Origin of the sequence: Bacillus sp. (in: firmicutes) (genome assembly GCA_017656295.1) — a bacterium.
In the GTDB taxonomy this organism is placed as follows: Bacteria; Bacillota; Bacilli; order Bacillales; family JACDOC01; genus JACDOC01.
In genome coordinates this window covers 409,408-434,888 of record JACDOC010000001.1, presented here as the reverse complement: position 1 = coordinate 434,888, position 25,481 = coordinate 409,408, and the positions used below count along the sequence as shown (strand labels likewise).

The 25,481-nt window shown below is 39.8% G+C and carries 23 protein-coding genes, 1 other RNA gene and 1 pseudogene; 9 read left to right on the top strand and 16 right to left on the bottom strand.

Translation table 11 applies throughout. From position 1 onward, the window contains the following. Positions 1-160 precede the first annotated feature (160 nt). On the bottom strand, positions 161-1,339 hold the full coding sequence (chrA, locus tag H0Z31_02125; protein ID MBO8176230.1) for a chromate efflux transporter: 1,179 nt from the start codon (positions 1,337-1,339) through the stop codon (positions 161-163). Positions 1,340-1,431: 92 nt separating this feature from the next. Further along, entirely contained in the window at positions 1,432-1,977 is a 546-nt protein-coding gene (locus H0Z31_02120) for a hypothetical protein (GenBank protein ID MBO8176229.1), read from the bottom strand. Between the two features lie 295 nt (positions 1,978-2,272). On the opposite strand from H0Z31_02120, the gene H0Z31_02115 reads away from it, so the two are divergent. After that, a complete protein-coding gene (locus H0Z31_02115; protein ID MBO8176228.1) occupies positions 2,273-2,590 on the top strand; it encodes a thioredoxin family protein in 318 nt (105 codons plus the stop codon). 166 nt (positions 2,591-2,756) lie between these two features. On the opposite strand, the gene rpmG is transcribed toward H0Z31_02115, so the two are convergent. The 3 genes from rpmG to H0Z31_02100 form a co-directional block, all read right to left on the bottom strand. Beyond that, entirely contained in the window at positions 2,757-2,906 is a 150-nt protein-coding gene (gene rpmG, locus H0Z31_02110; GenBank protein MBO8176227.1) for a 50S ribosomal protein L33, read from the bottom strand. 17 nt (positions 2,907-2,923) lie between these two features. After that, positions 2,924-4,096, bottom strand: a complete 1,173-nt coding sequence (locus tag H0Z31_02105; GenBank protein ID MBO8176226.1) for a GTP-binding protein — start codon at positions 4,094-4,096, stop codon at positions 2,924-2,926. A 185-nt stretch (positions 4,097-4,281) separates the two neighbouring features. Continuing rightward, complete coding sequence (locus H0Z31_02100) at positions 4,282-4,788, bottom strand: hypothetical protein (GenBank protein MBO8176225.1); 507 nt, start codon at positions 4,786-4,788, stop codon at positions 4,282-4,284. Between the two features lie 140 nt (positions 4,789-4,928). Here H0Z31_02100 and H0Z31_02095 point away from each other — a divergent pair. Continuing rightward, positions 4,929-5,293, top strand: a pseudogene (locus tag H0Z31_02095) (MarR family transcriptional regulator). A gap of 1,245 nt (positions 5,294-6,538) precedes the next feature. On the opposite strand, the gene H0Z31_02090 reads toward H0Z31_02095, so the two are convergent. Continuing rightward, positions 6,539-7,579, bottom strand: coding sequence for a zinc-dependent alcohol dehydrogenase family protein (locus H0Z31_02090; GenBank protein ID MBO8176224.1), 1,041 nt, complete (start codon positions 7,577-7,579; stop codon positions 6,539-6,541). A 428-nt stretch (positions 7,580-8,007) separates the two neighbouring features. Between H0Z31_02090 and H0Z31_02085 the strand changes: the two genes are divergently transcribed. The 6 genes from H0Z31_02085 (at position 8,008) to H0Z31_02060 (ending at position 13,879) form a co-directional block, all read left to right on the top strand. Further along, the gene (locus tag H0Z31_02085; protein ID MBO8176223.1) at positions 8,008-8,694 is read left to right on the top strand and encodes a response regulator transcription factor; all 687 of its coding nucleotides are present in this window, start codon (positions 8,008-8,010) and stop codon (positions 8,692-8,694) included. 2 nt (positions 8,695-8,696) lie between these two features. Continuing rightward, on the top strand, positions 8,697-10,100 hold the full coding sequence (locus H0Z31_02080) for a HAMP domain-containing protein (protein ID MBO8176222.1): 1,404 nt from the start codon (positions 8,697-8,699) through the stop codon (positions 10,098-10,100). Between the two features lie 276 nt (positions 10,101-10,376). Next, positions 10,377-10,916, top strand: a complete 540-nt coding sequence (locus tag H0Z31_02075) for a hypothetical protein (protein ID MBO8176221.1) — start codon at positions 10,377-10,379, stop codon at positions 10,914-10,916. Positions 10,917-11,083: 167 nt separating this feature from the next. Continuing rightward, complete coding sequence (locus H0Z31_02070; protein MBO8176220.1) at positions 11,084-12,430, top strand: cytochrome ubiquinol oxidase subunit I; 1,347 nt, start codon at positions 11,084-11,086, stop codon at positions 12,428-12,430. Positions 12,431-12,442: 12 nt separating this feature from the next. Next, a complete protein-coding gene (locus H0Z31_02065; GenBank protein ID MBO8176219.1) occupies positions 12,443-13,483 on the top strand; it encodes a cytochrome d ubiquinol oxidase subunit II in 1,041 nt (346 codons plus the stop codon). A gap of 147 nt (positions 13,484-13,630) precedes the next feature. Then, positions 13,631-13,879 carry a hypothetical protein gene (locus H0Z31_02060; GenBank protein MBO8176218.1) on the top strand — a complete coding sequence of 83 codons (249 nt, stop codon included), beginning with the start codon at positions 13,631-13,633 and terminating at the stop codon, positions 13,877-13,879. Positions 13,880-13,932: 53 nt separating this feature from the next. On the opposite strand, the gene H0Z31_02055 is transcribed toward H0Z31_02060, so the two are convergent. Genes H0Z31_02055 through H0Z31_02040 form a run of 4 tightly spaced genes read right to left on the bottom strand, consistent with a single transcriptional unit; the run spans position 13,933 to position 17,566 of the window. Further along, on the bottom strand, positions 13,933-14,685 hold the full coding sequence (locus tag H0Z31_02055) for a (2Fe-2S)-binding protein (protein MBO8176217.1): 753 nt from the start codon (positions 14,683-14,685) through the stop codon (positions 13,933-13,935). Continuing rightward, on the bottom strand, positions 14,685-15,497 hold the full coding sequence (locus H0Z31_02050; protein MBO8176216.1) for an ABC transporter ATP-binding protein: 813 nt from the start codon (positions 15,495-15,497) through the stop codon (positions 14,685-14,687). Before H0Z31_02050 ends, H0Z31_02055 begins: the two co-directional genes overlap by 1 nt. Before the next feature lie 15 nt (positions 15,498-15,512). Then, positions 15,513-16,565, bottom strand: coding sequence for an iron ABC transporter permease (locus tag H0Z31_02045; protein ID MBO8176215.1), 1,053 nt, complete (start codon positions 16,563-16,565; stop codon positions 15,513-15,515). Further along, on the bottom strand, positions 16,562-17,566 hold the full coding sequence (locus tag H0Z31_02040; GenBank protein ID MBO8176214.1) for an iron ABC transporter permease: 1,005 nt from the start codon (positions 17,564-17,566) through the stop codon (positions 16,562-16,564). The genes H0Z31_02045 and H0Z31_02040 overlap by 4 nt, the downstream gene beginning before the upstream one ends. 176 nt (positions 17,567-17,742) lie before the next feature. On the opposite strand from H0Z31_02040, the gene H0Z31_02035 reads away from it, so the two are divergent. Beyond that, positions 17,743-18,720: an iron-siderophore ABC transporter substrate-binding protein gene (locus tag H0Z31_02035; GenBank protein ID MBO8176213.1), complete on the top strand. Its 978-nt coding sequence runs from the start codon at positions 17,743-17,745 to the stop codon at positions 18,718-18,720. 683 nt (positions 18,721-19,403) lie between these two features. On the opposite strand, the gene ssrA is transcribed toward H0Z31_02035, so the two are convergent. The 6 genes from ssrA to eno all read right to left on the bottom strand — a co-directional run bounded on the left by ssrA (position 19,404) and on the right by eno (position 25,474). Further along, positions 19,404-19,755: a transfer-messenger RNA gene (gene ssrA / locus H0Z31_02030) on the bottom strand. A 101-nt stretch (positions 19,756-19,856) separates the two neighbouring features. After that, complete coding sequence (gene smpB, locus H0Z31_02025) at positions 19,857-20,327, bottom strand: SsrA-binding protein SmpB (protein MBO8176212.1); 471 nt, start codon at positions 20,325-20,327, stop codon at positions 19,857-19,859. 82 nt (positions 20,328-20,409) lie between these two features. Further along, positions 20,410-22,719, bottom strand: a complete 2,310-nt coding sequence (rnr, locus tag H0Z31_02020; protein MBO8176211.1) for a ribonuclease R — start codon at positions 22,717-22,719, stop codon at positions 20,410-20,412. Positions 22,720-22,742: 23 nt separating this feature from the next. Beyond that, the gene (locus H0Z31_02015) at positions 22,743-23,489 is read right to left on the bottom strand and encodes a carboxylesterase (protein MBO8176210.1); all 747 of its coding nucleotides are present in this window, start codon (positions 23,487-23,489) and stop codon (positions 22,743-22,745) included. A gap of 108 nt (positions 23,490-23,597) precedes the next feature. Then, a complete protein-coding gene (gene secG, locus H0Z31_02010) occupies positions 23,598-23,831 on the bottom strand; it encodes a preprotein translocase subunit SecG (GenBank protein ID MBO8176209.1) in 234 nt (77 codons plus the stop codon). A gap of 350 nt (positions 23,832-24,181) precedes the next feature. Further along, positions 24,182-25,474: a phosphopyruvate hydratase gene (gene eno / locus H0Z31_02005; GenBank protein ID MBO8176208.1), complete on the bottom strand. Its 1,293-nt coding sequence runs from the start codon at positions 25,472-25,474 to the stop codon at positions 24,182-24,184. Positions 25,475-25,481 lie beyond the last annotated feature (7 nt).

The following is a 25,481-nucleotide window of genomic DNA, read 5'->3' as shown; positions in this document are numbered from 1 at the left end:
GCAAGGTGCAAGCCGCTTCCCTCGCTACGCTCAAGTAAGGGTCTTGCCTGGCTTGCTATTCCCTGCTGGAGTGGCCGCCGTTTGAATAACTTGCTAAAAATCAACAATGACATTTAACATAGCCTTACATTAAAAAAAGCCCAAGAAAAACGGGCCTTTCTTACACGAATGTCATTAGCACAGAGATAAGGACGGTTCCTAATACGACTTTCCACGGTGTCCCTTTCCAGAACATTAAATACGAGAAAGCGAGCATCGCGATCACAAAATCTACCTCATTTCGAATCGCACTTGTAAATACTGGGTCATAGAAAGCCGCAATTAATAGCCCGACCACCGCGCTGTTAACTCCCAGCAACGGAGCACGAAATCCAGTCCGTTCCCGAATGGAATTCCAAAATGGTAATACGCCAACAAGTAACAAAAACGAAGGCAAAAAGACGCCGATTGTAGCAACTAGCGCCCCGGTACTACCCGAAATAACCATCCCCAAATAACTCGATAACGTAAACAACGGACCAGGAACCGCTTGAGCCGCCCCGTATCCGGCTAAAAACTCTTCCTCCGTCAAAAATCCATGTGGTACTAACTCCCTCTCTAACATCGGTAATACGACATGTCCACCGCCGAAGACGGTTGAGCCTACTCGATAAAATGTATCAAAAAGAGCTAACGACATGTTCGGCGCCATCGTTCGCCAAAATGGGAGTCCGAATAATAAAAGGAAAAATAACGTGAAAGCAAGCACTCCTACTTTTTTCGAAAACAAAACCGGGGCTTCTCCATCGATCTCGTTCGTTTCTTTTCGATACAAAAAGTACCCAATCAATCCTGCCGCAACAATAACGCCAAATTGAACAATAGCGGATGGAACTAATAACATGATGGTTGCCGAAATCATGGCAATAAAAATTCGTGGTCGATCAGGAGTTAGTTTTTTCGCCATTCCTAAAATGGCGTGGGCCACAACTGCCACAGCTACGATTTTTAATCCATGAATAAATCCGCTCATATCAATAGACGTCCCTTGAAGAAAAAGGGCAAATGCGATTAAAATGAGCACACTTGGCAACGTAAAACCAAGCCACGAAAGAATGCCACCGAGTAATCCGCCCCTAATCATTCCGATTGAAATCCCCACTTGGCTGCTTGCTGGCCCAGGGAGAAATTGACAAAGAGCAATTAAATCGGCATACATCTTTTCGGTTAACCATTTTTTCTTTTCAATATACTCGTCACGAAAATAAGCTAAATGAGCGACAGGTCCTCCAAATGAGGTTAATCCTAACTTGGTCGCCGTCCAAAAAATGTCCATGTATTCTCGAAACATTCGTTTCATGTAGCAACCATTCCTCCAGTCTATATTTACAAAAGGACGGATAGTCCATGCTTCCTATTTAACCTCATCTAAACCAGAGGTCGAATATAGGTTCATTTCTCTTTTTTAGTTAAATACCGTGCCATTTGTTTATCGACTTCCCGTAAAATAGGAGCAGGAACCATCCGCGAACGGAATCGTTTCAATCCATATTTTCGTTTCTTAAGAACGAAAGTTAACGAAGCTCGATCCCCGCGGTCATCCAATTCATAAGTTTGAATATCTTCCCATCGAAAATACAGGCCGTCAATCAGCATTCCTTCTTCTCGAACTTCAATGATATGGTTAAATAGGAGTGCATAAGGTAATACGGTAAGTACAAGCATGATAACGTTCTTTTCAATCCAAATGTTATAAAACCAGGAAAACGCAACAAATGCTAAACTTGCATAGGCAATAAAAACTGCTACTCGATATCCGACATGTTCTGTCGTCCGCCATCGGAAAATGAGATTGTATTCATCAAAATCTTTTCGCTTCGGATAAAGGATTAGCCCTAGTTGATGACGCCGATGATAACTAACAATAATTTCAAAATAAAGATAAAAAGCAATAACGGAAACAACGGTAACGACGATAATGTGAAGAACTCCGCTCATTGGACTTCCTTATGTATGGTTTCAAAGTTTATTGTTATCATCGGACCGTGCCAGCTGCGAGAGAAATTCAAGCCCATTTTCCATTCTCTCATTGTTTTTCCTCCTCCAGACTCTACTATGACCTATCTTATCATATTTTTTTGACATATTAGTGAAAAAGGTCGATTTTTCATATTTTTTGTTGAAATTTTAGAGAATTTTGTATCATCGCGTCTTTTTCGTTAAAAGTAGAAGGTACATTACTTCAAAACAATCAGTCATCTTTTATATAATAAGAGGAGGGAGGTTTAAAAGAATGGAACAAATTACAAGCCAAGAACAGTTTGAACAACTAATCTCACAACAAGAACCAATTATCATTAAATTTTTTACGAACTGGTGTCCAGACTGCACACGCATGGATATGTTTATCGGTGAAATTATGGAAGAGTATAACCAATATAAATGGTACAGCATGAACCGTGACGATTTTCCTGAGATTGCGGAAAAATATCAAGTTATGGGAATTCCAAGCTTGCTCATATTCCAAAACGGTGAAAAAACTGCTCATCTCCATAGCGCCAATGCAAAAACACCTGAACAAGTGCGTGAATTTTTAAATAGTGTTCAATAATGAAAACAAAAGCACTAAAGAAACCATATTCTTTAGTGCTTTTGTTTTTATATCTTGTCGTATGGAAGGATAACATTTGTGTAAAAGGTGAGCGTAATTAAATGTTTAAGGGATTAAATGGAAAACATATTTAATCCGTAAATCACTCATTCAAATATACCCTGCACTATTTTGTCTCACGATGTAACGTATGTTTCTTGAGACGAGGAGAATATTTCATAAGTTCCAAACGTTCCGGATTTTTCTTCTTATTTTTCGTAGTGATGTAGTTTCTATCCCCTGTTTCTGTGCATGCTAATGTCACTTTTACTCTCATTGATAATCCTCCTTTTGTTATTGCATGACTGTAAAAGGTGGAAGGGGGTCTTCCCATAAAGACCAATCTTGTTCCATTTCCTCATCAGTTAATAAGCATTGATCTAATGATTGTTCGATTGCTTCTCGATTCATATCGACACCGATCATCACAATTTCTGTCATACGATCCCCAAACGTTGAATCCCATTTTTCTAAAAGCTCTGGCTCTTCTTTGAAAATGGCTTCTCTTTCTTCTTCCGGATATACAGCAACCCATTCGCCAGCCGCCTCAATACTAATAGATGGACCAGCTTGTGATAATAATCCAGCTATATCATTACGTGTTGCTAACCAGAAGAACCCTTTGGCACGAACAACCTCGACAGGCCAATCTTCTAGCCATTTCATCCAACGCTCTGGATGAAACGGGCGTCTTCTTCGATATACAAATGAGGAGATTCCGTATTCTTCCGTTTCCGGGGTGTGTTCTTCATTTAATTCTTTTATCCACCCAGCGCTCTGACTAGCCTTCTCAAAATCGAATAGATGCGTATTTAATAGCTCATTCAAATCGACTCTAGCATAAGCGGCCTCAATAATTTTCGCTTCTGGATTCAGTTTTTGAATAACCGCTTTTAATTCCCGGACCGTGTTTTCCTCAACAAGGTCAATTTTATTTAGGACTATAACATTGGCAAATTCGATTTGGTCAATTAATAAATCGACCACTTCACGCGTATCATTTTCATCTGTTGCCTGCTTACGGTCAAGTAACGTTTCCCCTGAAGAAAAATCATGCCAGAAACGGTTCGCATCGACGACGGTTACCATTGTATCCAGACGGCAAAACTCGGACAAATTAATTCCTAATTGTTCATCAACATATGTAAAGGTTTGCGCTACTGGAATAGGTTCAGAAATACCTGTCGATTCGATTACAATATAATCAATGTCGCCTGATTTCGCGAGCTTTTCGACTTCTATCATTAAATCTTCACGGAGCGTACAGCAAATACAGCCATTTTGTAGCTCTACCATCTTTTCTTCCGTTCGTTTTACTAAGGAAGCATCGATGTTCACTTCACTCATATCATTCACAATCACGGCGATTTTTTTATGTTCTCGATTAGCCAAAATATGATTTAACAGCGTTGTCTTCCCAGAACCAAGATACCCGCTTAACACGGTCACCGGAATACGTGGATCCATTCAAACACCCTTCCTTTTTTAATGCGTAATCATTACGATTTAAACCTTATGTAAAACGTAATGATTACGAATTACATTGTAGGTCATCTTTTTTAAATAAGCAAGTAAAAATTCTTTCTTATTATGAAAAAATAGACTTACGACGAAGCGTAAGTCTATAACCTCTAGAATATAGAGTATGAACATCAATGCTTATGTTGTTCCATCAACTCTCCTTGGGCAATCTCCCATAGCTCGAAAAAAAGAAACCCAATAAGCAACAAAAAGAGAACGTATAGAAATTGGACTTTTCTTTCTGTCCGGCGTTCAATGAATTGCTGGTACACAATTCTCCATTGCAGAAATAGAGCAAGAAGAAATAAAAACGTCAGGGCGTGTACAAGTTGTGGAAAAGGTGTCATGACCCCCAGCATGGCTCCCATCATACCAGCCATTAATCCAGACATCATTCCTTGAGTCCGAAGATGAAAAGATGTGCCGGACCACCCTCCACCTATGACCATCCCGGCCATCGTACCAACCAGCATTGAATACAACGATTGTTGATGCCACCATTGTGTTACCCAGCAACCAAAAAATAGACTATTTCCCATTATTACGGTCTTGGTTAAAGATTCTTTCCATCTGTCTTCGACGATCCATAAGCCCCATAAACTCATCCCCATCAAAATTACCGCTTGCACAAGATTCAACAAGGTCCCTCCCTTTTTCTGTAGTTGACCAATCGCTTTTTTAGTAAGTTGTACATACAATTAACCTAAGTGGAGTGATACGATTGGACCATTTATTTTGTGAATGCCTTTATTTTTCAGCCAATCGATTAGCCCGAATCATGAATAAAATGGCTGAAGAAGAATTTGCCCCAATTGGGCTTTCGCCGACATACGCCTTTTTATTTATGACCGTACATGCCCATCCAGGAATAACCCAAAAAGAACTAAGCGAAAAATTGCATATTGCTCCTTCTACAAGTACTCGTTTTGTTAAAAAATTAGAACTAAAAAAGCTAGTCGTTCGTGAAAATGAAGGGAAGTTAACGCGAATTTATTTAACAGAAGACGGTGTAAAGATCCAAGAACAAATAAAAAAATACTGAAAAAATTACATGTCCGTTGCTCACAAATTCTTGGGAAGTCGTGCCACTCCATCTCCATACGAAACACCCTTCACCCACCATATTTGTTGACTCGATTATAAATTATGTTCCATAGAACAACTATCATACCTTATTCCCTTATTCTACCTTCCCCATTGATTGTAGACGTTTTAGTCGGCGTACTTTTGTAACAATATCGTAACGTAATGCGCTGGGAATATCGTTAAAGTAAGCAAATACGTTTATTAATTCCCCTATCTTTAGTATCGTTTCTGAACTCTGTCAAAAGGATACTGTTTCGAAACGACTATCTGTTGTTAATCTCTAAAAATGCATATTAAATTTCATCAGAGTGTCTGGCAATTTTTTACTCGTTATTTTCGTTATGACGTATCATTATGAGAAAAGTTGAATTTCTTAGAAAGTGTAAGACGTTAAAAAAGCTCTTTACCCATGTTAAGGGTAAAGAGCTTGTTGTAGTTGTATATTGATGAGTCAAAAAACTTTCATATCATTATCAATAATTAGCAGTTAGCAGCCGAATGATGGAATGCTTCATAAATTTCTGTATATGCTACGTAGTCTACAGACATATTACGTCTTACACAGTCACAAATTTCTTTGTCGCAGCATGGATCCCATTTTTGCGATAAAGAACTCGCTAATTGTATTGACCCATATCAAAATCAAGATTATTGGAGTTGGCTTCAAATTAACACTTATTTCGAACCACGTGGATGGTTATGTTAATGATTTAATTTATAAAAAGATGCTGAATCAAATTCAGCATCTTTTTTTATTTTATGTTATTATTGTTATATATTTCATTAAAAGTAATAAAAAGGGGGGTTGTTTTGTTTAAGTATTTGTCATTGGTGTCATGGATTTTAAGTGTATTCGTGATTGTATTTTCTAAAAATCCAAACGGGTACCTTATGATCTTTTTATGGCTCATAGGTGCAACTCTTGGTTTAATTGGAAAAAAGACAAAAGAGTCAGGATGGTTGATTAAACTGGCAATATGGCTAAATGTAGTTTCAGTCACAGTATATGTTTTATGGGTATATATTGTGGGTTTAATCTGGAGTTCACCTTAATAGTACCTAAAACTCAAAAATTAAGCCATAAATTTGTAAACAGACAGATGAAATGTTTTATCTGTCTTTTTTTTTATCGGAAACTAAAAAGAATTGCGATTTACAGAAAATTTGGTTTATACCAACTTTTATTGTAGGGCTGGCGTGATAGCCTGAATTTGAACCCCTTCCCTCAGTAATGGACAAGGGATTTATCATCAATCTCTGTAAAGGGACATGTTGAAACCGTTCCTTTACCCACCAATAGAGTCAATCGTTGTATAAAATCACTTTCATCGCTTTTTCTTTAGCAGCATTACGAAACACATCGTACGCCTGCATGATCTGGTCAAGTGGAAAGCGGTGGGTGATCAACTGTTGTGGTTTGATCTTCCCAGAATTTACTGTCTTTAATAACATCGGTGTCGTGCTCGTACTTACCAGACCGGTCGTGATCTTGACATTACGGAGCCACAATTGTTCCAAGCGCAGATCAACAGGCTTACCGTGTACACCGACATTGGCTAGCCTTCCGCCAGGCTTCAAGATTTGCTGACAGATGTCAAAAGTCACTGGGAACCCGACAGCTTCAATCGCTACATCGACACCCTTTCCATCCGTTAATTCCATCACTTGTTCAACTGCATCTCCTTTGGAGCTGTTAACTGTTTTGGTCGCCCCGAACTTTTTGGACTGCTCCAAGCGATTGTCGTCAAGATCGACCATGATGATCTCCGCTGGCGAATATAGTTGTGCTGTCAAGAGTACCGCCATCCCGACTGGTCCGGCCCCGACAATAGCGACCACATCCCCCGGCTGAACTTCACCGTTAATCACTCCGATTTCCAAACCCGTTGGAAAAATGTCGCTTAACATGACTAGTGCTTCCTCTTCGCTTCCCGGAGGAATGTGATACAGGCTTGTATCAGCATAAGGGATGCGGACGTATTCCGCCTGGGTACCGTCGATTAGGTGCCCCAAAATCCAACCGCCGTTTTCACAATGAGCGTACATCGCTTTTTTACAATAATCACATCTTCCACAGGAAGTGACACAAGAAATCAGTACTCTGTCGCCTGGCTTGAAATTGTTGACATCCGTGCCCACTTCTTCTACAATTCCAACACCTTCGTGTCCCAAGGTTCGGCCGTCCGTTACCGCTGGTACATCACCACCTAAAATATGCAAATCTGTGCCGCAAATCGTCGTTTTTGTGATTCTGACAATTGCATCCGTCGGTTTCTGAATCGTCGGCTTGTCCTTCTCTCCCCACTCGATCTTTCCTGGTCCACGGAATATAAGCGCTTTCATAATTATATACCTCCTTAGTTTATGTGGTAATGAAATGGATGGTCGTTTTTGTAAAGGTGATCGTGCGCTTTTCAATAAACGTTAGGCTATTAACACGTGTCTTAATTATTGATTAACAACATTATACAGATTAACCAATAAATTATGATCATTATATTTGTATTGTTATACTATCACCGCCTAAATTTAGAAGAATTAATATATAAAAAAATCTTGAGCCGAACCCTATTTTAAGTATTGTCCTGAGGTTCTTATATAATTCCATTCGATGTGAAAGTGGTTAAAAAAATTTATTATTAACGGATGTTTCTTAAACAAGTATTTGTTTCTACTTAGAAGACTTCAAACATACTTCATAATTTCGTTTTATAATTATATAGAATGGCTATAGAAGGAATAACATAAAGGCAAAAAAGGAGTTAGTAACATTGAATTCACTAAAAGTACTAATTGTCGATGATGAAGACCAAATGAGGGAACTTATAAAAACATTTTTAAATCGAGAAGGCTATACATGTTTGGAAGCAAAAGACGGAATGGAGGCTCTCAACTTAGTAAAACATGAGCATCCAGATATGCTGATTGTCGATGTCATGATGCCGTATCTCGATGGTTTTTCGTTAGTTAAAGAAATGCGCAATTATTTTCACCTCGATATCCCAGTTATTTTTTTAACTGCTAAAGGGGACGATGAAGATAAAGTGAAAGGCTTAAAGCTAGGTGGAGATGATTACATGGTTAAGCCTTTTAATCCCGCTGAACTATTAGCTCGGATGGAAGTCATTTTTCGAAGAACACGGCAACATGAAAACAAGAATCAAGTCGTAACATATGGACCTTTACAAATAGACTTACAAGGACGAGTTGTTACTGTTGAAGGAAGAAAGCTAGCATTCACCCAAAAAGAATTTGACTTGTTGTTGTTTTTAGCGAAAAATAAGGGGACCGTTTTTTCCCGTCGCCAATTGCTCGATCACATTTGGGGGCCAGCTTATGAAGGAAGTGAGCGAACAGTGGATACGCATATTAAAACCATTCGATTGAAATTAAAAGAGCATGGTCATCTTATTGAAACAGTATGGGGACTAGGGTATAAGTTTGAGGTGCCAAAGTGAACGTGAAGATAAAGAAGCTTTCTATTAGTCAAAAAGTGTTAACACTTTTTCTTTTTAGTTTTATCTTTTCCATCCTCTTTTCGTTTTTGTTCATTCACTTTTTATATAAAGATTTATACATTCGTAGCGTAAAAGAACGGCTTGTTAACGAAGGACAACGAACCGCCGCTCATTTTCATTACGGGTCCCTTAGTGGTGACATTAAAGAAAAAATCGACTGGTATAACGTTATCTCCTCATACGAAGTCATTGCCGTGGATCAATTAGAAGAATTAGATCAATATTTTCCTTATCGAATTGATTATGAACATCTGTTAAGTGATGCGGATGAACAGAAATTATTAAACGGTCAATATGTATTGAAAGAAGGATACGTACACGAATTTAAGCGGAATATTGTCGGAGCGATTTTTCCATTAACCCATGAAGAACAATTAATCGGCTTCATTTATATTTATGTTCCGTTAGCCGAAATCCCCGAAGTGTTTCGTAAAGGAATTCCTGTTTTAGTGATTACGGGAACCTTCTTTTTCATCGTCTTATATATAATAGTAAATTATTTTGTTCGGTCTATTTTTAATCCGATACGAATGATGCGAGAATTTGCCAAAGAAGTCGGGCGTGGAAACTTCTCAAAAAGGATACAGGTGGAAACATCCGATGAAATTGGCGAATTAGCCACAGCCTTTAATAAAATGACCGAGTCGCTTGAAAAACAAGATGAGCGTAAGAAAGAATTTTTAGCCAATGTGGCGCATGAACTAAGAACGCCGCTCACGTATATTGGAGGGTATACCCGGCTTTTACTAGATGAAGCATATGAATTAAAAGTAGAGGCCAAAAATCACCTACAGCTGATTGATAAAGAAGCGAAACGGATGCAAAAGCTCATTCACGACTTACTACAATTAAATCAATTAGAAGACCCTAACTTAACGCTTCAAAAAGAGCCCATTGCCTTTTCACAATTGATTTTAGATTCGCTGGAGCTGTTTACTCCGTCACTTACGATGAGAAATATTATCGTAAAAACCGATTTAGACGATGAAGTGATCATCCTAGGAGACTTGAATCGCTTACAGCAAGTTCTTTATAACGTTATTGACAACGCCATCAAATATTCTTATGATCACGGAACGATTCATATTCGTTTGATTCAACAAGACAATCAAGCGGAATTAACAATTCGGGACCACGGAATTGGTATTCCTAAACAAGATTTAGACCGAATCGGGGAACGTTTTTACCGAACCGATAAGTCGCGTTCTCGAAAAACTGGTGGAACTGGACTCGGTCTTTCCATTGTGAAAGAAATCGTCAATCTCCATGATGGAACGATGGACATTCAAAGTGAAGAAGGAAAAGGAACAACGGTGATTTTATCGTTTCCTCTCGTTGAGCTTTAATGGAAGTCTAGCCCTCTTGCTCATTACAAGAGGGCTCTATTTAATATTAAAATGACATTTTATATTTCGTTCCTTTGTTGTTTCCGATTTTCTTAAAAACTTTGAAAATTGGTTATGCACCGATAGGATATTTTTTCACAAAAAAATGGATGGATATGTCTACTAAATACGTATTTTCAAGAAGTTTAGATACATTACCGTACAGATAATAAAGGCTCACCAACCACAGTCTAATTGAATACACTGATGTGTAATGATTTGACAGGTGGTCTTTTCATGAACAACAAAGAAAAGGCTGTGTTTGGTGCTTGGATTCAAGCAATCGGTACCATCCTTTCGGCCATTGCTAGTACTCCGTCAACAACACTTCGTGAAGCTACACGTAATGATTTGGATATATTGGGAAATGTGCTTCAAGCAACTGGGAATGCCTTAGAAGCCGATGCAGAAAAATATAATTTAAATAAACTTGGAAATATGATTCAGTCCATTGGTAATTCGACCGTTTTAATCGGACTATTAAGTGGTCATGAAACGACAGAAAAAGAACTTTCGACAAAAGGAAATTTACTTCAAGCTCTCGGTGGAGGACTTGTATTTGTATATGCCATAGAACAGGAGCCATCATACAATGGACTGTATGCTATATACGGAAATTTACTACAAGCCATCGGAAACTCACTCCAAGCACTCTCAACAAACGCTAACCGAAAAGGGAAAAATGGTCAAACATTAGACTTCATCGGTAGCTGGATACAAGCCATTGGTGCTGTTATTAGTGCGATTGGTCAAACAAAGAGTAATTTATCCCTTTAAAGCATCGCGGGACAGTCCCTCAGTACGTTAACGTACTGAGGGACTGTCCCTATTTTTGATTTTTTATCCTTTTTTGCTAAAAACATTTGACGTATACATATTTTCCCTTTTTTGAAGTCAAACTACTATACGATGTTGGTTAAAAGGGAAAGGTGGGGATTGGATTCATGGATCATCTTCTTACGGCGAGAACTTTGTTTGGGACGACGATGGCGTTTCATATTATTTTCGCAACATTAGGTGTGGGTATTCCGCTCATGATTTTATTTGCTGAGCTTATGTATCAAAAAACAAAAGATCGCGATTATGCCCTTATGGCAAATCGATGGACAAAAGCGTTAGCGATCCTTCTTGGTATCGCAATTCCATCGGGAACGATTGCTGGTGTGCAGTTATCGTTGCTTTGGCCTGGATTTATGGAAGTTGTCGGAAAAGTGATGTCGCTTCCTTTTCAGATTGAAATATATGCCTTTTTTATCGAAGCACTATTTATGTCCATTTACGTCTATGCAGCTGATAGGATTTCTCCAACTATGCGCATCGTGAGCGTCACGTTCGTCGCCATAGGTGCCGTAGCATCTGCCATTTTAATTACAAACGTCCATGCATTTGAAGGAACACCGACCGGCTTTCGTATCGAAAATGGGGAAATTGTCGATGTCGACCCCTGGAAGGCGTTTTTTAATCCAAGCTTTTTTGTTACTGCTGGTCATGTCGTTGTCTCCGCATATATGACAGGAGCATTCGCGATTGCCTCAATTGCTGCCTTTAAAATGCTGAAAAGCCGTCATCAAGAACGCGTTCGTTTATTTCATAAAAAAGCGCTCATGCTCGGATTAACAATCGGAGGAATTTTTTCTCTGTTAACAGCTATTAACGGACACGAGTCCGCTCAATTGCTTCATGAATATCAACCGGAAAAATTAGCGGCTGCGGAAGGTTTGTTTGAAACACAATCCCATGCTCCACTCGTTATTGGTGGGTTTACGGACCGAGAAACACAAACGGTCAAATGGGGCATTGAAATTCCATGGCTACTAAGCTTTTTGGCTGGAAACAGTTTCGATACGGTTGTAGTGGGACTGAATGATTTTCCGGAAGAATGGTGGCCACCACTTATCGTTCATACTTTATTTAATGCAATGGTTGGTATTGGAATGTTTCTTCTCCTTCTTTCCGTCGTCGGCTTTGTATGGAACAAAATTCGTAAAACAATCGACTTTCCAAAATGGTTTATGTGGACCGCCGTCACAGCAGGGCCGCTGGCAATGCTCGGGATTGAGTTTGGTTGGGTGTTTGCCTGTACAGGTCGACAACCGTGGGTCATTTATCACATGATGACCACGGAAGAAGCGGTAACCCAATCTACCAATTTAGGAACACTCTTTATTTTATTTACGGCGATTTACGTCTTTTTACTAGTGGCTGTTGTCCTTGTGCTCAATAGTTATTTCCGACGACATGCTCTAGAACACGAATTGCTTGGAAACAGGGAACAAACTCTACAAGGATAGGAGGAGAAGCTTATGACGGATGAACTGATTGCCATCTCAATTTTATGGGGATTTATTTTTATTTACGCCGTGATGGCCACGATGGATTTCGGGGCTGGCTTTTGGTCCATGTTGTATATGAATCGACCGCAAACAAATGCAACGAAAATTGCTAACCGTTACTTATCTCCTACATGGGAAGTGACCAATGTATTTATTGTCGCGATTGTCGTCGCCCTTGTTAGTTTTTTCCCGGGGGCGACGTATACGCTTGGAACGGTGTTGTTAATCCCGGGTAGCATCATCTTATTATTGCTCGCGATTCGGAGCGCATTTCTTGTGTTTTCCCATTTGGCGCCAAAATATGAAAAAATACTCGTCTATATCTCTGGCATAAGCGGGCTACTTATTCCTGCCCTGCTCATCAGCGTCTTACCGATTACACATGGTTCTTATATTGAAACTGTAAACGGCATCGTTAGACTTCGCTTAGATTATTTGTTTACAAGCCCCCACGAATATGCGTTTATTGGTTTTGCGATCACAAGCACCCTGTTTCTATCCTCCCTTTTACTAGCGGATTACTCCAATGAAGCGAATGAACAAGAAGCGTATAACATATATCGTCGGGACGCTCTTCTCATTGGCCCATTGGCATTAGTGATGTCGATATTGATTATGATCACGATGCGTGTGGAAGCCCGGTGGCTCTTCGAAGGGATGATGAACTATTGGCCGTGGTTGTTCGCTTCCGTTGCGATGTTTTTTATTGCTGGAGGAGCCTTGTTTCTCCCTTCCCGGAAAAATAAACAGCAATTGGGATGGCCGAGACTAGCTGTTGTGGCAATTGTATTGCAATATTTTTTCGCCAGCTATGCGTATGGAAAAGCTCATTTACCGTATATGATTTATCCCGACATTACGATTCAATCAGCCTTCACTCATCCGAATACATTTCGAGCTTTGTTTGTGACCTATATTGTCGGTTTTTCAATTTTGTTTCCTGGATTTATCTATTTTTGGCGGTTATTTATGAAAGATCGCCGGTATTTGCATCCAAATAAAGAAAAGTAACATTAAGAAAAGGACTCTCTTTTGTCAGTCAATGGGCGAACAAAAGAGAGTCCTTTTTTCTTTGAATCTACATACCTACAATTAATAAAAACAAATTTTACTTGCATCGGCTCAAAAAATTCTCTACAAATGTACATAGGTGATGATATGGAATTGTTAGATTGGACGTATACAAGAAAATACAATATTAAAGCACATTTTTCCAAATTTCCTCATTCGGTTGTTGTTTTTAGACCCATTAAAGATTACTACTTTGTCTATCAAGTAAACTGGTCAGACAAAGACCCGGTTGTGTTACGAGAAGATTTGGAAGAGATGGAACTTTTGTTAAATAGAGAGTTAAATTTGGAAGATGGCTATCTGCAACGGAAAAGCAGGTGTGAAAAAATGTGCTGATGACTAAATATACATATACGATTTAAATCATCAACCTTAGAATGTTTAACATTTTAGGATTTACACAGAAGCGGACAAGATAAACAACGAGAGCCATCTTTAGTTGTTTGATAGTACAAACAACAGGTTGTACGAATACGAATGTTTTTTTGGTGGGGGATTGAATAAGTTTTGTCTTTCCAAAAACGTGACAATGGATTGTTTTGATATCCCCCAAAAAGTTCTCCTCGTGCCTCTTGAATGACAAAATGAAAGTCTTCAAGAAGCTTTTCAGTCATATGAGTATATTGTTCATCTGCTAAAAGGGTTTCATACAACCAGAAAACATAGATGGCTACATTTTCCCAGAGTATGAGCTTAGACAGCTTTGTTGTCTGAAAGAGAAGTTCAATCAGAGGATGTATATGATTTGCAAAGAGAATCCGGATTGTTTCACAGCGCCATTGTTGTCGATCGGAGTCTAGCTGGCTGCATTCTAACTTGTCAAGTCGAAATGTAGGCAGCCATTTTTCTGATACATCATCCGTTTCTAACCATACATTCTCTGGTTGAATATGTAGCCGTTTATCCCAGATGGACATCGCATAAAGTGTCATGACAACTAAAAAGCTATAGCGTTTCATCAACATGGATGCTGTGGTAGGTAAATTCGGAATATCCATTTTTTGTTGCACCATTCTTAAGTATGCAGCCAACGAGTCTTGTTTCATCAATTGATCGGCGCGAACAGATAATACTGAATCACTTCGATCGGTCGAAAGACGATATTTTTTTAGTTCTTTTATTTCTTGTTCTGAAATAAGCACTATGAAACGCCTTCCTTTTGTAAAATACATCTTCCTCTACCATACGGAATACATAACGGTGTACCAAAGAGCGGATCATGCGTTACTTGGCAGTCCATTTGAAATACGTCTTTTACTAATTGACAAGTAATAATATCTTCAGGCTTGCCTTGAGCATAGATTTTTTTATCACGAATCGCAACAATATGATGTGCATAACGACAAGCGAGATTTAAATCATGAAGCACCATGATAATCGTTCGCTTTTCTTTTTCGTTTAGCTCAAATAACAGATCAAGAATTTCGATTTGATGCGTCATATCTAAATAAGTAGTTGGTTCATCTAATAAAATAATGTCTGTATCTTGTGCAAGAGTCATGGCAATCCAAGCACGTTGGCGTTGTCCTCCAGAAAGCGAGTCGACTTGTCGTTCAGCCAATTCCTTCATACCCGTTACTTCTAATGCAAATTGTACCTTTTTCTCGTCATCTTCCGACCATTGTTTAAACCAGTTCTGATATGGATAACGTCCTTGTTTAACAAGCTGCAGCACCGTCAATCCTTCTGGAGCTGTAGGAGATTGTGGAAGAATGGCCAATTTCTTCGCTACTTCTCTCGTTGATAATTTACTAATCTCTTTGCCCTCTAACAGAACGGTGCCATTCATCGGCTTCAAAAGTCGAGCTAACGAACGAAGCAATGTCGATTTACCGCACCCATTTCCGCCAATAAAGACGGTGATTTCCCCTTTAGGAATTTTTAAGTCGAGCTCATTAATGATGATCGTATTTCCATAGGACAATGTAAGAGATTTCGTTTCCAAAGCATCCATTTGTTTTGCACCTCGCTATGAATTTCTGCTTTTATAAAGCAAATAAATAAAGTATGGAGCGCCGATAGCCGCAGTAAATACACCAGCCGGGATTTCCAATGGTGCAAATAAAGTACGCCCAAATAAATCAGCTGCCATTACCAATATGGCACCAAGAAGAGCGGAAACAGGCAACAACGCCCCAAACGATGAACCTACTAGTCTCCTCGCCATGTGAGGTGCCATAAGACCGACAAAGCCGATTCCTCCTGCAAAAGCGACTGCACCGCCCGTTAATGCCGTACTCAACAATAATAAGAAAACTCTTTGTCTTTGAAGCAACACACCTGCTCCTAACGCAATTTCATCTCCCAGCTCTTGAATGTTCAGCTTTCTTGCAGAAACAAAACTAATAAGTAAAAGAAGAATCGTCCACGGCGCTAATATAGCAATATTTTTCCATGTGGCTCCGTATACAGTGCCGGTAATCCAAATATTCGCTTGGCTTGCGCGATAGATCGGGCCCAGTATCATAAAAAGGGTTGTACCTGCTTGCATTAATGCAGTTATACCAATTCCGATTAAGACAAGCCGCATCGGAACAATCCCGTTTTTCCAAGCAAGGATATATACAAGTATAGCGGCAATGGTAGCGCCGATAAATGCTCCAAGCGGCAGCCAATGTATACTGATGATCAAAGAATTATTTTTATCACTAAAAATCGCAAAGAAGAGAACTACCAATAGGGAGGCTCCTGCAGTCATCCCGAGAATATCTGGTGAAGCTAATGGATTGCGAATCATTCCCTGCAGTATCGCACCAGCTACCGCTAAGGACATTCCAACTAAAAGAGCAGTTACGATTCGTGGCAATCGAAATGAATATATGACAATTTGTTCCATTTCTGACCCATTTCCAAATAACGTCTTCACCACTTTTAACGGTGAAATATACATTTCTCCGCTGCCTGTACTAATGATAAATGTTACTAACACACCTAATAATAATAGGAAACTAGTAATTAATGCATTTTTATCTATTAAAAATGAAATGGTATTTCCCAATCGAAACGGTATATACTTTCTCATTTTGCTAATATCCCCCTACGGGCAATATAGATGAAAAATGGCGTACCGATAAATGCCGTCATTACCCCAACCGGCACTTCCTGAGGCATAATGATGTATCGTGCCGCAATATCTGCTGCGATTAATAAAATTCCTCCTAGAAGACCACAATATGGAAGCAGCCAGCGATGATCAATTCCGACTAATGCTCGAGCTAGATGAGGAACAACGATACCGATAAATCCGATTGGTCCGGCTACTGCTACAGCCCCCCCTGCTAATAAAACTACTATTAGAGTAATCCCAAGTTTAACGAGCTCGGTCCGTTGCCCCAGCCCTTTTGCCACATCATCGCCCATCGTCAATACGTTCACCTTTCGTGCAAAAGCAAAAGAGGCAATCCATCCAATTAACAAATATGGTAATACTGGTACTAACATTTCAAGCTTTCTGCCAGAAACGGAACCTGCAAGCCAAAATAACACTTGCTCCAGCGCTGTTTCATTTGCTACTAACAAACCTTGTGTTAAGGAAGAAAATAATGCTGCTACAGCAGCTCCAGCTAATGTCAACTTTAGCGGCGTCATTCCCTCACGTCCGATAGAACCAATGATAAATACAATTAATGACGCAAGCGCAGCACCAAGAAATGCAAGCCAAGTGAACATTTGTAAGGAACTAACATGAAATATACTTACAAATAATACAATGAAAAAACCTGCACCCGCATTTATCCCGAATAATCCTGGTGAAGCAAGTGGATTTTTCGTCAGAGCTTGCATAAGCGCACCCGCTATTGCCAAACTCGCACCAACAGCGGCGGCAATCAGTGCTCTTGGCAGCCGTACGGTTTCAATGATAATATGCTCGTTCGAGCCATTAGGATTGGTAAAAGCTTCAATAGCTGTTTTCCAGCTTGTATCGGTATAGCCATAGACAATGCTCATACACATAAAACCTATTAATAAGAAAGAAAAAATGATCAACCCTGCGGTTCGTCTCCCAGTAGTATTCAGAACCATGTTTGATAGCTTCTCCTTTAATTATTAAGTTTCCAACTTTAAGTCTATGTAATAATGACTATCAATGTCAATAATATTGAAAATCATTTTCATTTTTATATTGACAATGATTCTCATTAGCAGTATTATCATATTCGTAAATGAAAATTATTATCACATGATGGAGGGAATACATAATGCATAAACAAAATAAATTTACTTTTTTAGCATCCCTTGTTTTTGCTCTTCTCTTCGTACTTGCCGGTTGCGGCGGCGCTCAAAAAGAAGAGACGGAGTCTAATAAAGATGAAGCAAAAACGGAAGAAACAACTGCTTACACAGTTGAGCATGCGATGGGTACTACAGAAATTAAAGGTACACCAGAGCGTGTCGTTATTTTAACAAACGAAGGAACGGAAGCTTTATTAGCATTAGGTGTGAAACCGGTTGGTGCGGTTCAATCTTGGACTGGAGACCCTTGGTATGACCATATTAAAGATCAAATGGAAGGCGTAAAAGATGTTGGTACAGAGAGCGAACCTAACTTAGAAGCGATTGCAGCATTAAAACCAGATTTAATTATTGGAAACAAGTTACGTCAAGAGCAAATTTATGAGCAATTAAGTACCATTGCTCCAACTGTTTTTGCCGAAACATTAAAAGGCGACTGGAAAGAAAACTTTATGCTATATGCAAAAGCTGTTAATAAAGAAGAAAAAGGCCAAGAGGTTATGAATGCATACAACAATCGTATTGAAGAATTAAAGGAAAAATTAGGAGATAAATTAAATATGAAAGTCTCCATCGTACGCTTCTTGGCTGGTGACGTACGTATTTACCATAAAGACTCTTTCTCTGGCGTGATTTTAGATCAATTAGGCTTTGCCCGCCCGGAATCACAAGACGTTAATGACTTTGCAGAAAAAGGCGTAACAAAAGAACGCATCCCGGCAATGGATGGGGACATTCTCTTCTACTTCACTTATGAAACTGGTGACGGGGAAGCCTTAAAGGTTGAAGAAGATTGGATTAACGATCCATTATTCCAAAACTTAAATGTGGCTAAACAAGGAAAAGTATACAAAGTAAGCGACACCATTTGGAATACAGCTGGTGGTGTATTAGCAGCTAACTTAATGTTAGACGATATTGAAAAATATTTCTTAGAAAACTAATTATACAGGAGGCGTTGCCAATAGGTGCGCCTCCTTTTCTATTTTGTATTTATATTTTTACCTTCCATGGTTAATTCATTTTAATACAAAAAGCTGCCTTAGATAGAGAAGTAATATACTCTAGAAAATCAAAAAGGACTCACCGCTATCGGTAAGTCCTTGATCATATCTGTAACTTAAACCATATTTTTGCCACACTTTGAAGCATATCCTTGCCAAGACTGGTGTATTAAGGATTAATAATGTAATTTATAAAACCTAAACATTCGAAATAGTTGCTGCCACTACTTTTTTTTCCGGATATAAGATTTGGTAAGTTTGACGTTCTGATACTCCTTCACTGCTTTTACTCTAAAGGTTTAAAACGTTCCGAACCCCCGCACCACATGAGGGTTCTTCTCCAATTCTTTTATTTAAAACTCCGAACATAACTTCCTGTTAATGGTTATCCTCCGTTCATCTAATGCCTTTATTAACGGGTTTTGCATCTAAAGACATAAAAAACCCGAATTAGGGCACTTTTTTATTTAGTGTCCATAATTCGGGTTATGGTTCATTAAAACGAGGTACTTTTCTGTTTTGAAGTATATTATTGCCGTTAGTATTTGGAAGCATATCGTTGCCGTTTCAGCAAAATTATGCTTCAAGTAACAATATCGTAAGTAACCACCAATTATGTATTTTGGTGGAGACGGTGGGAGTCGAACCCACGTCCAGAGATATCGCCACTTAAGCGTCTACGAGCGTAGTCGGTATATTATTTTTCGCTGCATCTTCTGCCTACCGACAGGCGTCCGACCAGCTAGCCTGATTGGTCTCTTCCTTCATCCTCAGGCGGCGGAATCCGGCGTAGCCCACTTGGTTGAACCCCTACACTTCCACATGGGCGATGGAAGGAGGAGCTAGCTGCGTTAATTAAGCAGCTAAAGCGTAGTTTTCTTTGCCAGTTATATTTAGGTGACGTTGATGACGGAGACGATCCCTCCGGCTCGCAACTTAAGCTCGATCTACCCCTGTCGAATCCGTAACGTCCCCGTGTTAGAGACGAGGTAAATGAAACTTAAGTGCTTGGCTTCATGAGTGAAGACAATTAATATTATATCACATGAAGCCAGTTTTGCAATTGTTAAATACTGTTAGTACCCACGCTGACGCTCTTTGAATGCTTTTTCGATTTCGCGTTGGGCGGCTTTTTTCTTCAAGTCTTCACGTTTGTCGTATTTTTTCTTACCCTTCGCAAGGCCGATTAACACTTTCGCATATCCATCTTTGATATATAACTTCAACGGAACAAGAGAATATCCTTTTTCCTTCGTTTCCCCGATTAACTTATTTATTTCTTTTCGGTGAAGTAATAATTTTCGTGTGCGCAATGGATCATGATTGTAACGGTTTCCTTGTTCGTACGGACTAATGTGCATGTTGTGTAAAAATACTTCCCCTTTTTGAATTTTCGCAAACGCGTCTTTTAAGTTGACACGCCCCGCACGAATCGACTTAATCTCCGTCCCTTGAAGAACAATTCCGGCTTCGTACGTTTCTTCGATAAAATAATCGTGATGGGCTTTTTTGTTCTGCGCAATCACTTTTCCTGCTCCCTTTGGCATCACAAATCCCCCTTCTTACCGCATCGCCTACTATTATACACAGGAAAGGAGGAGGTTAGAAGTAAAAACCTCTAACCTCTTGTTATCCTTTCTTTCTTCGTTTTTTACTTCGCTTACTATTCGGAATTTGCTCGTAAAATTTTTGTTTCTTTTTCTCTTTTTTTGACTTCTTCTCTTCTTTTCCTTGCTTTTTCTTCTTTTCTTTAGCTTTCACAACGCGTAATTCTTCATTGCGCTCTTTTTTCCGATTGTTTTTCATTCCGACGATTTCAAAATCAATCGACCGTTCTTCTTTATTCACATTGATAACTCGAACGGTAATTTCATCACCAATCCGGAAGACGTTACCTGTTCGTTCTCCAATCATCGCATAGTGGCGTTCATCGTAACGGTAAAAATCGTCCGTCATATAGCTGACGTGAACAAGCCCTTCGATGGTATTTGGCAGTTCCACAAACATACCGAAATTCGTGACGGAGCTAATAATACCTTCAAACTCTTGACCAATTTTATCTTCCATAAATTCCGCTTTTTTCAGCTCGTCTGTTTCGCGTTCCGCATCAACCGCCCTTCGTTCCATTTGGGACGAATGTTGCGCTATTTCTGGAAGTTGTTGCTCCCATTTCGCCCGGGTTGCTTCATCCATTTTTCCTTCAATTAAATACGTCCGAATGAGACGATGGACAATTAAGTCTGGATAGCGACGAATTGGTGACGTAAAGTGGGTATAAAAATCGGTTGATAACCCGAAGTGGCCTACGCTTTCTGGGTCATACTTCGCTTGCTGCATGGAACGAAGCATCACCGTCGAAACGACCATTTCTTCCGGTTTTCCTTCCACCGCTTCTAGAATTTCCTGTAACGCGCGTGGATGCACCGAGTTGGCTGTTCCTTTAACAACAAGGCCGAAATTCGTAATAAATTCAAAGAACCGGTGCAACTTGTCTTCTTTCGGGTCTTCGTGGATCCGGTAGATGAACGGAACGTCCAACCAATGAAAATGTTCAGCCACCGTCTCGTTCGCAATTAACATAAACTCTTCAATGAGACGTTCGGCAACCGATCGTTCCCGAATAACGACATCGGTTGGTTTTCCTTCTTCATTCACAATGATTTTCGCTTCTTTAAAATCAAAATCAATCGCACCGCGTTTCATTCGCTTGTCTCGAAGAATGGAAGCTAGCTCTTCCATTAATTCGAACATCGGTACGAGCGGTTCATATTTTTTACGCAGTTCTTCGTCTTTGTCGACTAAAATTTTATTCACATCGGAATACGTCATCCGTTCCGTTGTTTTAATGACACTTTGGAAAATTTCGTGATGAATTACTTCACCTTGTGGATCGATTTCCATTTCACAAGAAAGCGTAAGCCGATCGACCTTTGGATTTAATGAACAAATACCGTTCGATAAGCGGTGTGGAATCATCGGAATCACACGGTCGACTAAATAAACGCTCGTTCCTCGTTCAAACGCTTCCCTATCAATAGGCGAGCCTTCTTTGACGTAGTAACTTACATCCGCAATATGAACGCCGAGCTTATAGTTTCCGTTCTCTAACCTTTTGACCGTTACCGCATCGTCTAAGTCTTTTGCATCAGCTCCGTCAATTGTCACAATCATTTCATTACGTAAATCCCGACGATTGGCAATTTCCTCTTCAGAAATCGTATCTGGCGTCTCATTTGCTTGTTTCATCACATCGTCCGGAAATGATTGCGGTAACCCATGTTTATGAATAATCGATAAAATGTCTACCCCAGGATCGTTTTTATGTCCTAATATTTTAATAACTTCTCCCTCTGCACTTTTTCGACCTTCTGGGTAGGTGGTAATTTTTACGACCACTTTATGTCCTTCGACCGCACCCATATTCGCATTTTTCGGGATAAAAATATCACTAGCGAGCTTTTTATCGTCCGGAATGACAAACCCAAAGTATTTACTTTCGGTATACGTACCAACGACTTCTTTTATGCCACGCTCTAGGATGCGGACGACCGTACCTTCGCGGCGTGCCCCGGAGCTTTCGCTAGAAACACGAACGAGCACATGGTCCCCGTGCATGGCATCGTTCGTCTCATTCGGAGGAATAAATATATCATCTAAATTTGGATCGTCCGGCACGACAAAAGCAAATCCTTTCGCATGTCCTGTCAGTTTACCACGGATTAAATTCATTTTTTCCGGCAATCCGTACCGATTGCTTCTCGTCCGAACCACTAACCCCTTCTCTTCCATATATACGAGTGCCTTGACAAATTCTTTAAACGCAGCCGAATCTTCTATGCCAAAAGCTTCTTCTAGTTCTTGAACGGTGAGCGGCTTATACGCTTCGTCCTTCATATAATGAAGAAGCTTTTCAACGTGCTGCTTTAATTTATTCTCCATGGAAAATTCCTCCTTTATTTCCCCTACACGTTCCAATCAAGACGTTCTAAAAATTGATAAATATCTTCATGTAGTTGTTCCTTTTCTTTGTCGAGCGTAATGACGTGTCCGGACTCTTCGTACCATTTCAGCTCCTTCACGTCCGACTCGACCTCGTTATATATAATATTGGCACTATCCGTATTAATCATGTTATCGTGACGGGCTTGTACGACAAACGTTGGTGCATAAATCATATCGACATTTTGACGTACGTCGGCAATTAATTGCTGTAATGCCTTTAGCGTTTTCATCGGTGTTTTCTTAAACTCTTCCATTTCTTGTTCTATTTGCTCTGGTGATTTTCCTTCAAACTTTTTATATTCACGAGCATACGCTAGCACCCCTTCGTACATCACCTCTTCGCTTTTAATGTACATCGGGGCACACATTGGAATAATTCCCTTTACAGGTACAGTGTAACCTAATTTTAACGAAAATACCCCTCCGAGTGATAATCCTGCGACCGCAATTTCATCATATCCTTTGCTCTTTAAAAACTCGTATCCTTCCATGACGTCTTGCCACCAATCTTCCGGTCCCGTATGTACTAATTCTTCTGGTGGCACGCCATGACCTTTGTATTGTGGCGCATGGCACGTATATCCTTTTTTTTCTAAAAAGCGACCAAGCATACGAACATCGGCAGAGCTACCAGTAAATCCATGTAGAAGTAAAACGGCACGAGGACCGCTTTCAAACGTAAACGGTTTTGGTGCGACTTTTTTCATGACAAAAACTCCTTTCGATATGGTTTATTTTCTCGCAATTGCTCAAATTTTCTCACGATAAAAAAGAAAAACCTGACCGAATGTGGTCAGGATATCCATTGTGTGTTTTTACAATGAAAAATACGTCACAGCAATCGTTAATACAAAAAATAGAACGGATAAAACAATCGTAATTCGATGAAGTACTAAATCAATTCCGCGCGCTTTTTGTTTACCGAAAAGCTGTTCTGCGCCTCCAGAGATGGCACCAGAAAGTCCAGCACTTTTTCCTGATTGTAATAAAACGACCGCAATAAGGGCGATGGATACGATGACCAATAAGACGATTAAGAATGTATGCATTAGTCCCACCTCCTGCAACGAACATCACAATACTTTTAATGTAACACAATTCAAACTTTTTCTCAACAAAATCTGCCAACCTTACGAGACTTTAATCCGTGACTGTTTGTTGACATTTGTCGGCTAAATCAAACAGAAAGTAAAATTTGCGGAACTGAAAGTAATTTGTGCCAAACATAAAGTAAAATTTACAGAACTGAAAGTAATTTGTGTCAAACATAAAGTAAAATTGTTCAAACGGAAAGTATCCGGAAGAGAAGTTAAAAATTTCGATCCAGATATTCAAATTAAACAAAAAGCACACAAGATGATTTTAACATCTTGTGCGCCTCATTCACCGGTTAAACCGATTATTTCTTTAAGTTATAGAAAGCTTTAATACCAAGGTATTGCGCAGTGTCTGCTAATTGGTCTTCAATGCGAAGTAATTGGTTGTATTTCGCTACGCGGTCTGTACGAGATGGTGCACCTGTTTTGATTTGACCAGCGTTTGTTGCCACCGCAATATCCGCAATTGTGCTATCTTCTGTTTCACCAGAGCGGTGAGAGATAACAGCTGTATAGCCAGCACGTTTTGCCATTTCAATCGCATCGAATGTTTCAGTAAGTGTACCAATTTGGTTCACTTTGATAAGGATTGCGTTTCCTACACCTTTTTCAATACCTTCTGCAAGTTTCTTCGTATTTGTTACGAATAAGTCGTCACCAACAAGTTGTACTTTGTGACCAATGCGCTCAGTTAGGAGTTTGTGACCGTCCCAATCGTTTTCATCTAGACCGTCTTCAATAGAGATGATTGGGTATTTAGAAACAAGCTCTTCATACCAGTCAACCATTTCTTCAGACGTTTTGACAACGCCTTCGCCAGCAAGGTGATATTTACCGTCTTCTTTGTTGTAAAGCTCAGAAGAGGCTACGTCCATCGCTAGCATTACCTCTTCGCCAGGCTTATAACCAGCACGTTCAATCGCTTCGATGATTGTTTGAAGCGCTTCTTCATTCGATTTTAAGTTTGGAGCAAATCCACCTTCGTCACCAACTGCAGTGTTGTAACCTTTTTCTTTCAATACTGCTTTTAAGTTGTGGAAGATTTCTGCGCCCATACGAAGCGCTTCACGGAAGTTTGGTGCACCAACAGGCATGATCATGAACTCTTGGATGTCCACGTTGTTATCTGCGTGAGCACCACCGTTTAAGATGTTCATCATTGGTACAGGAAGTTGTTTTGCGTTGAATCCACCTAAGTATTGATACAGCTCAACACCTAAGTAGTCAGCTGCAGCGCGCGCAACTGCCATGGATACTCCAAGGATCGCGTTCGCACCTAGTTTTCCTTTATTTTCTGTACCATCAAGCTCGATTAACGCTTTGTCGATACCTACTTGGTCTGTTACATCAAAACCAACGATTTCTGGAGCGATAACTTCGTTTACGTTTTCAACCGCTTTTAGAACACCTTTTCCTAAATAACGGCTTTTATCTCCGTCACGAAGTTCTACCGCTTCGTATTCACCAGTAGATGCACCGCTTGGCACAAGGGCACGACCAAATGCACCAGATTGAGTGTAAACTTCAACTTCAACTGTTGGGTTACCACGTGAATCTAGTACTTCACGAGCATAAACTTCTGTAATGAATGGCATGTTCATC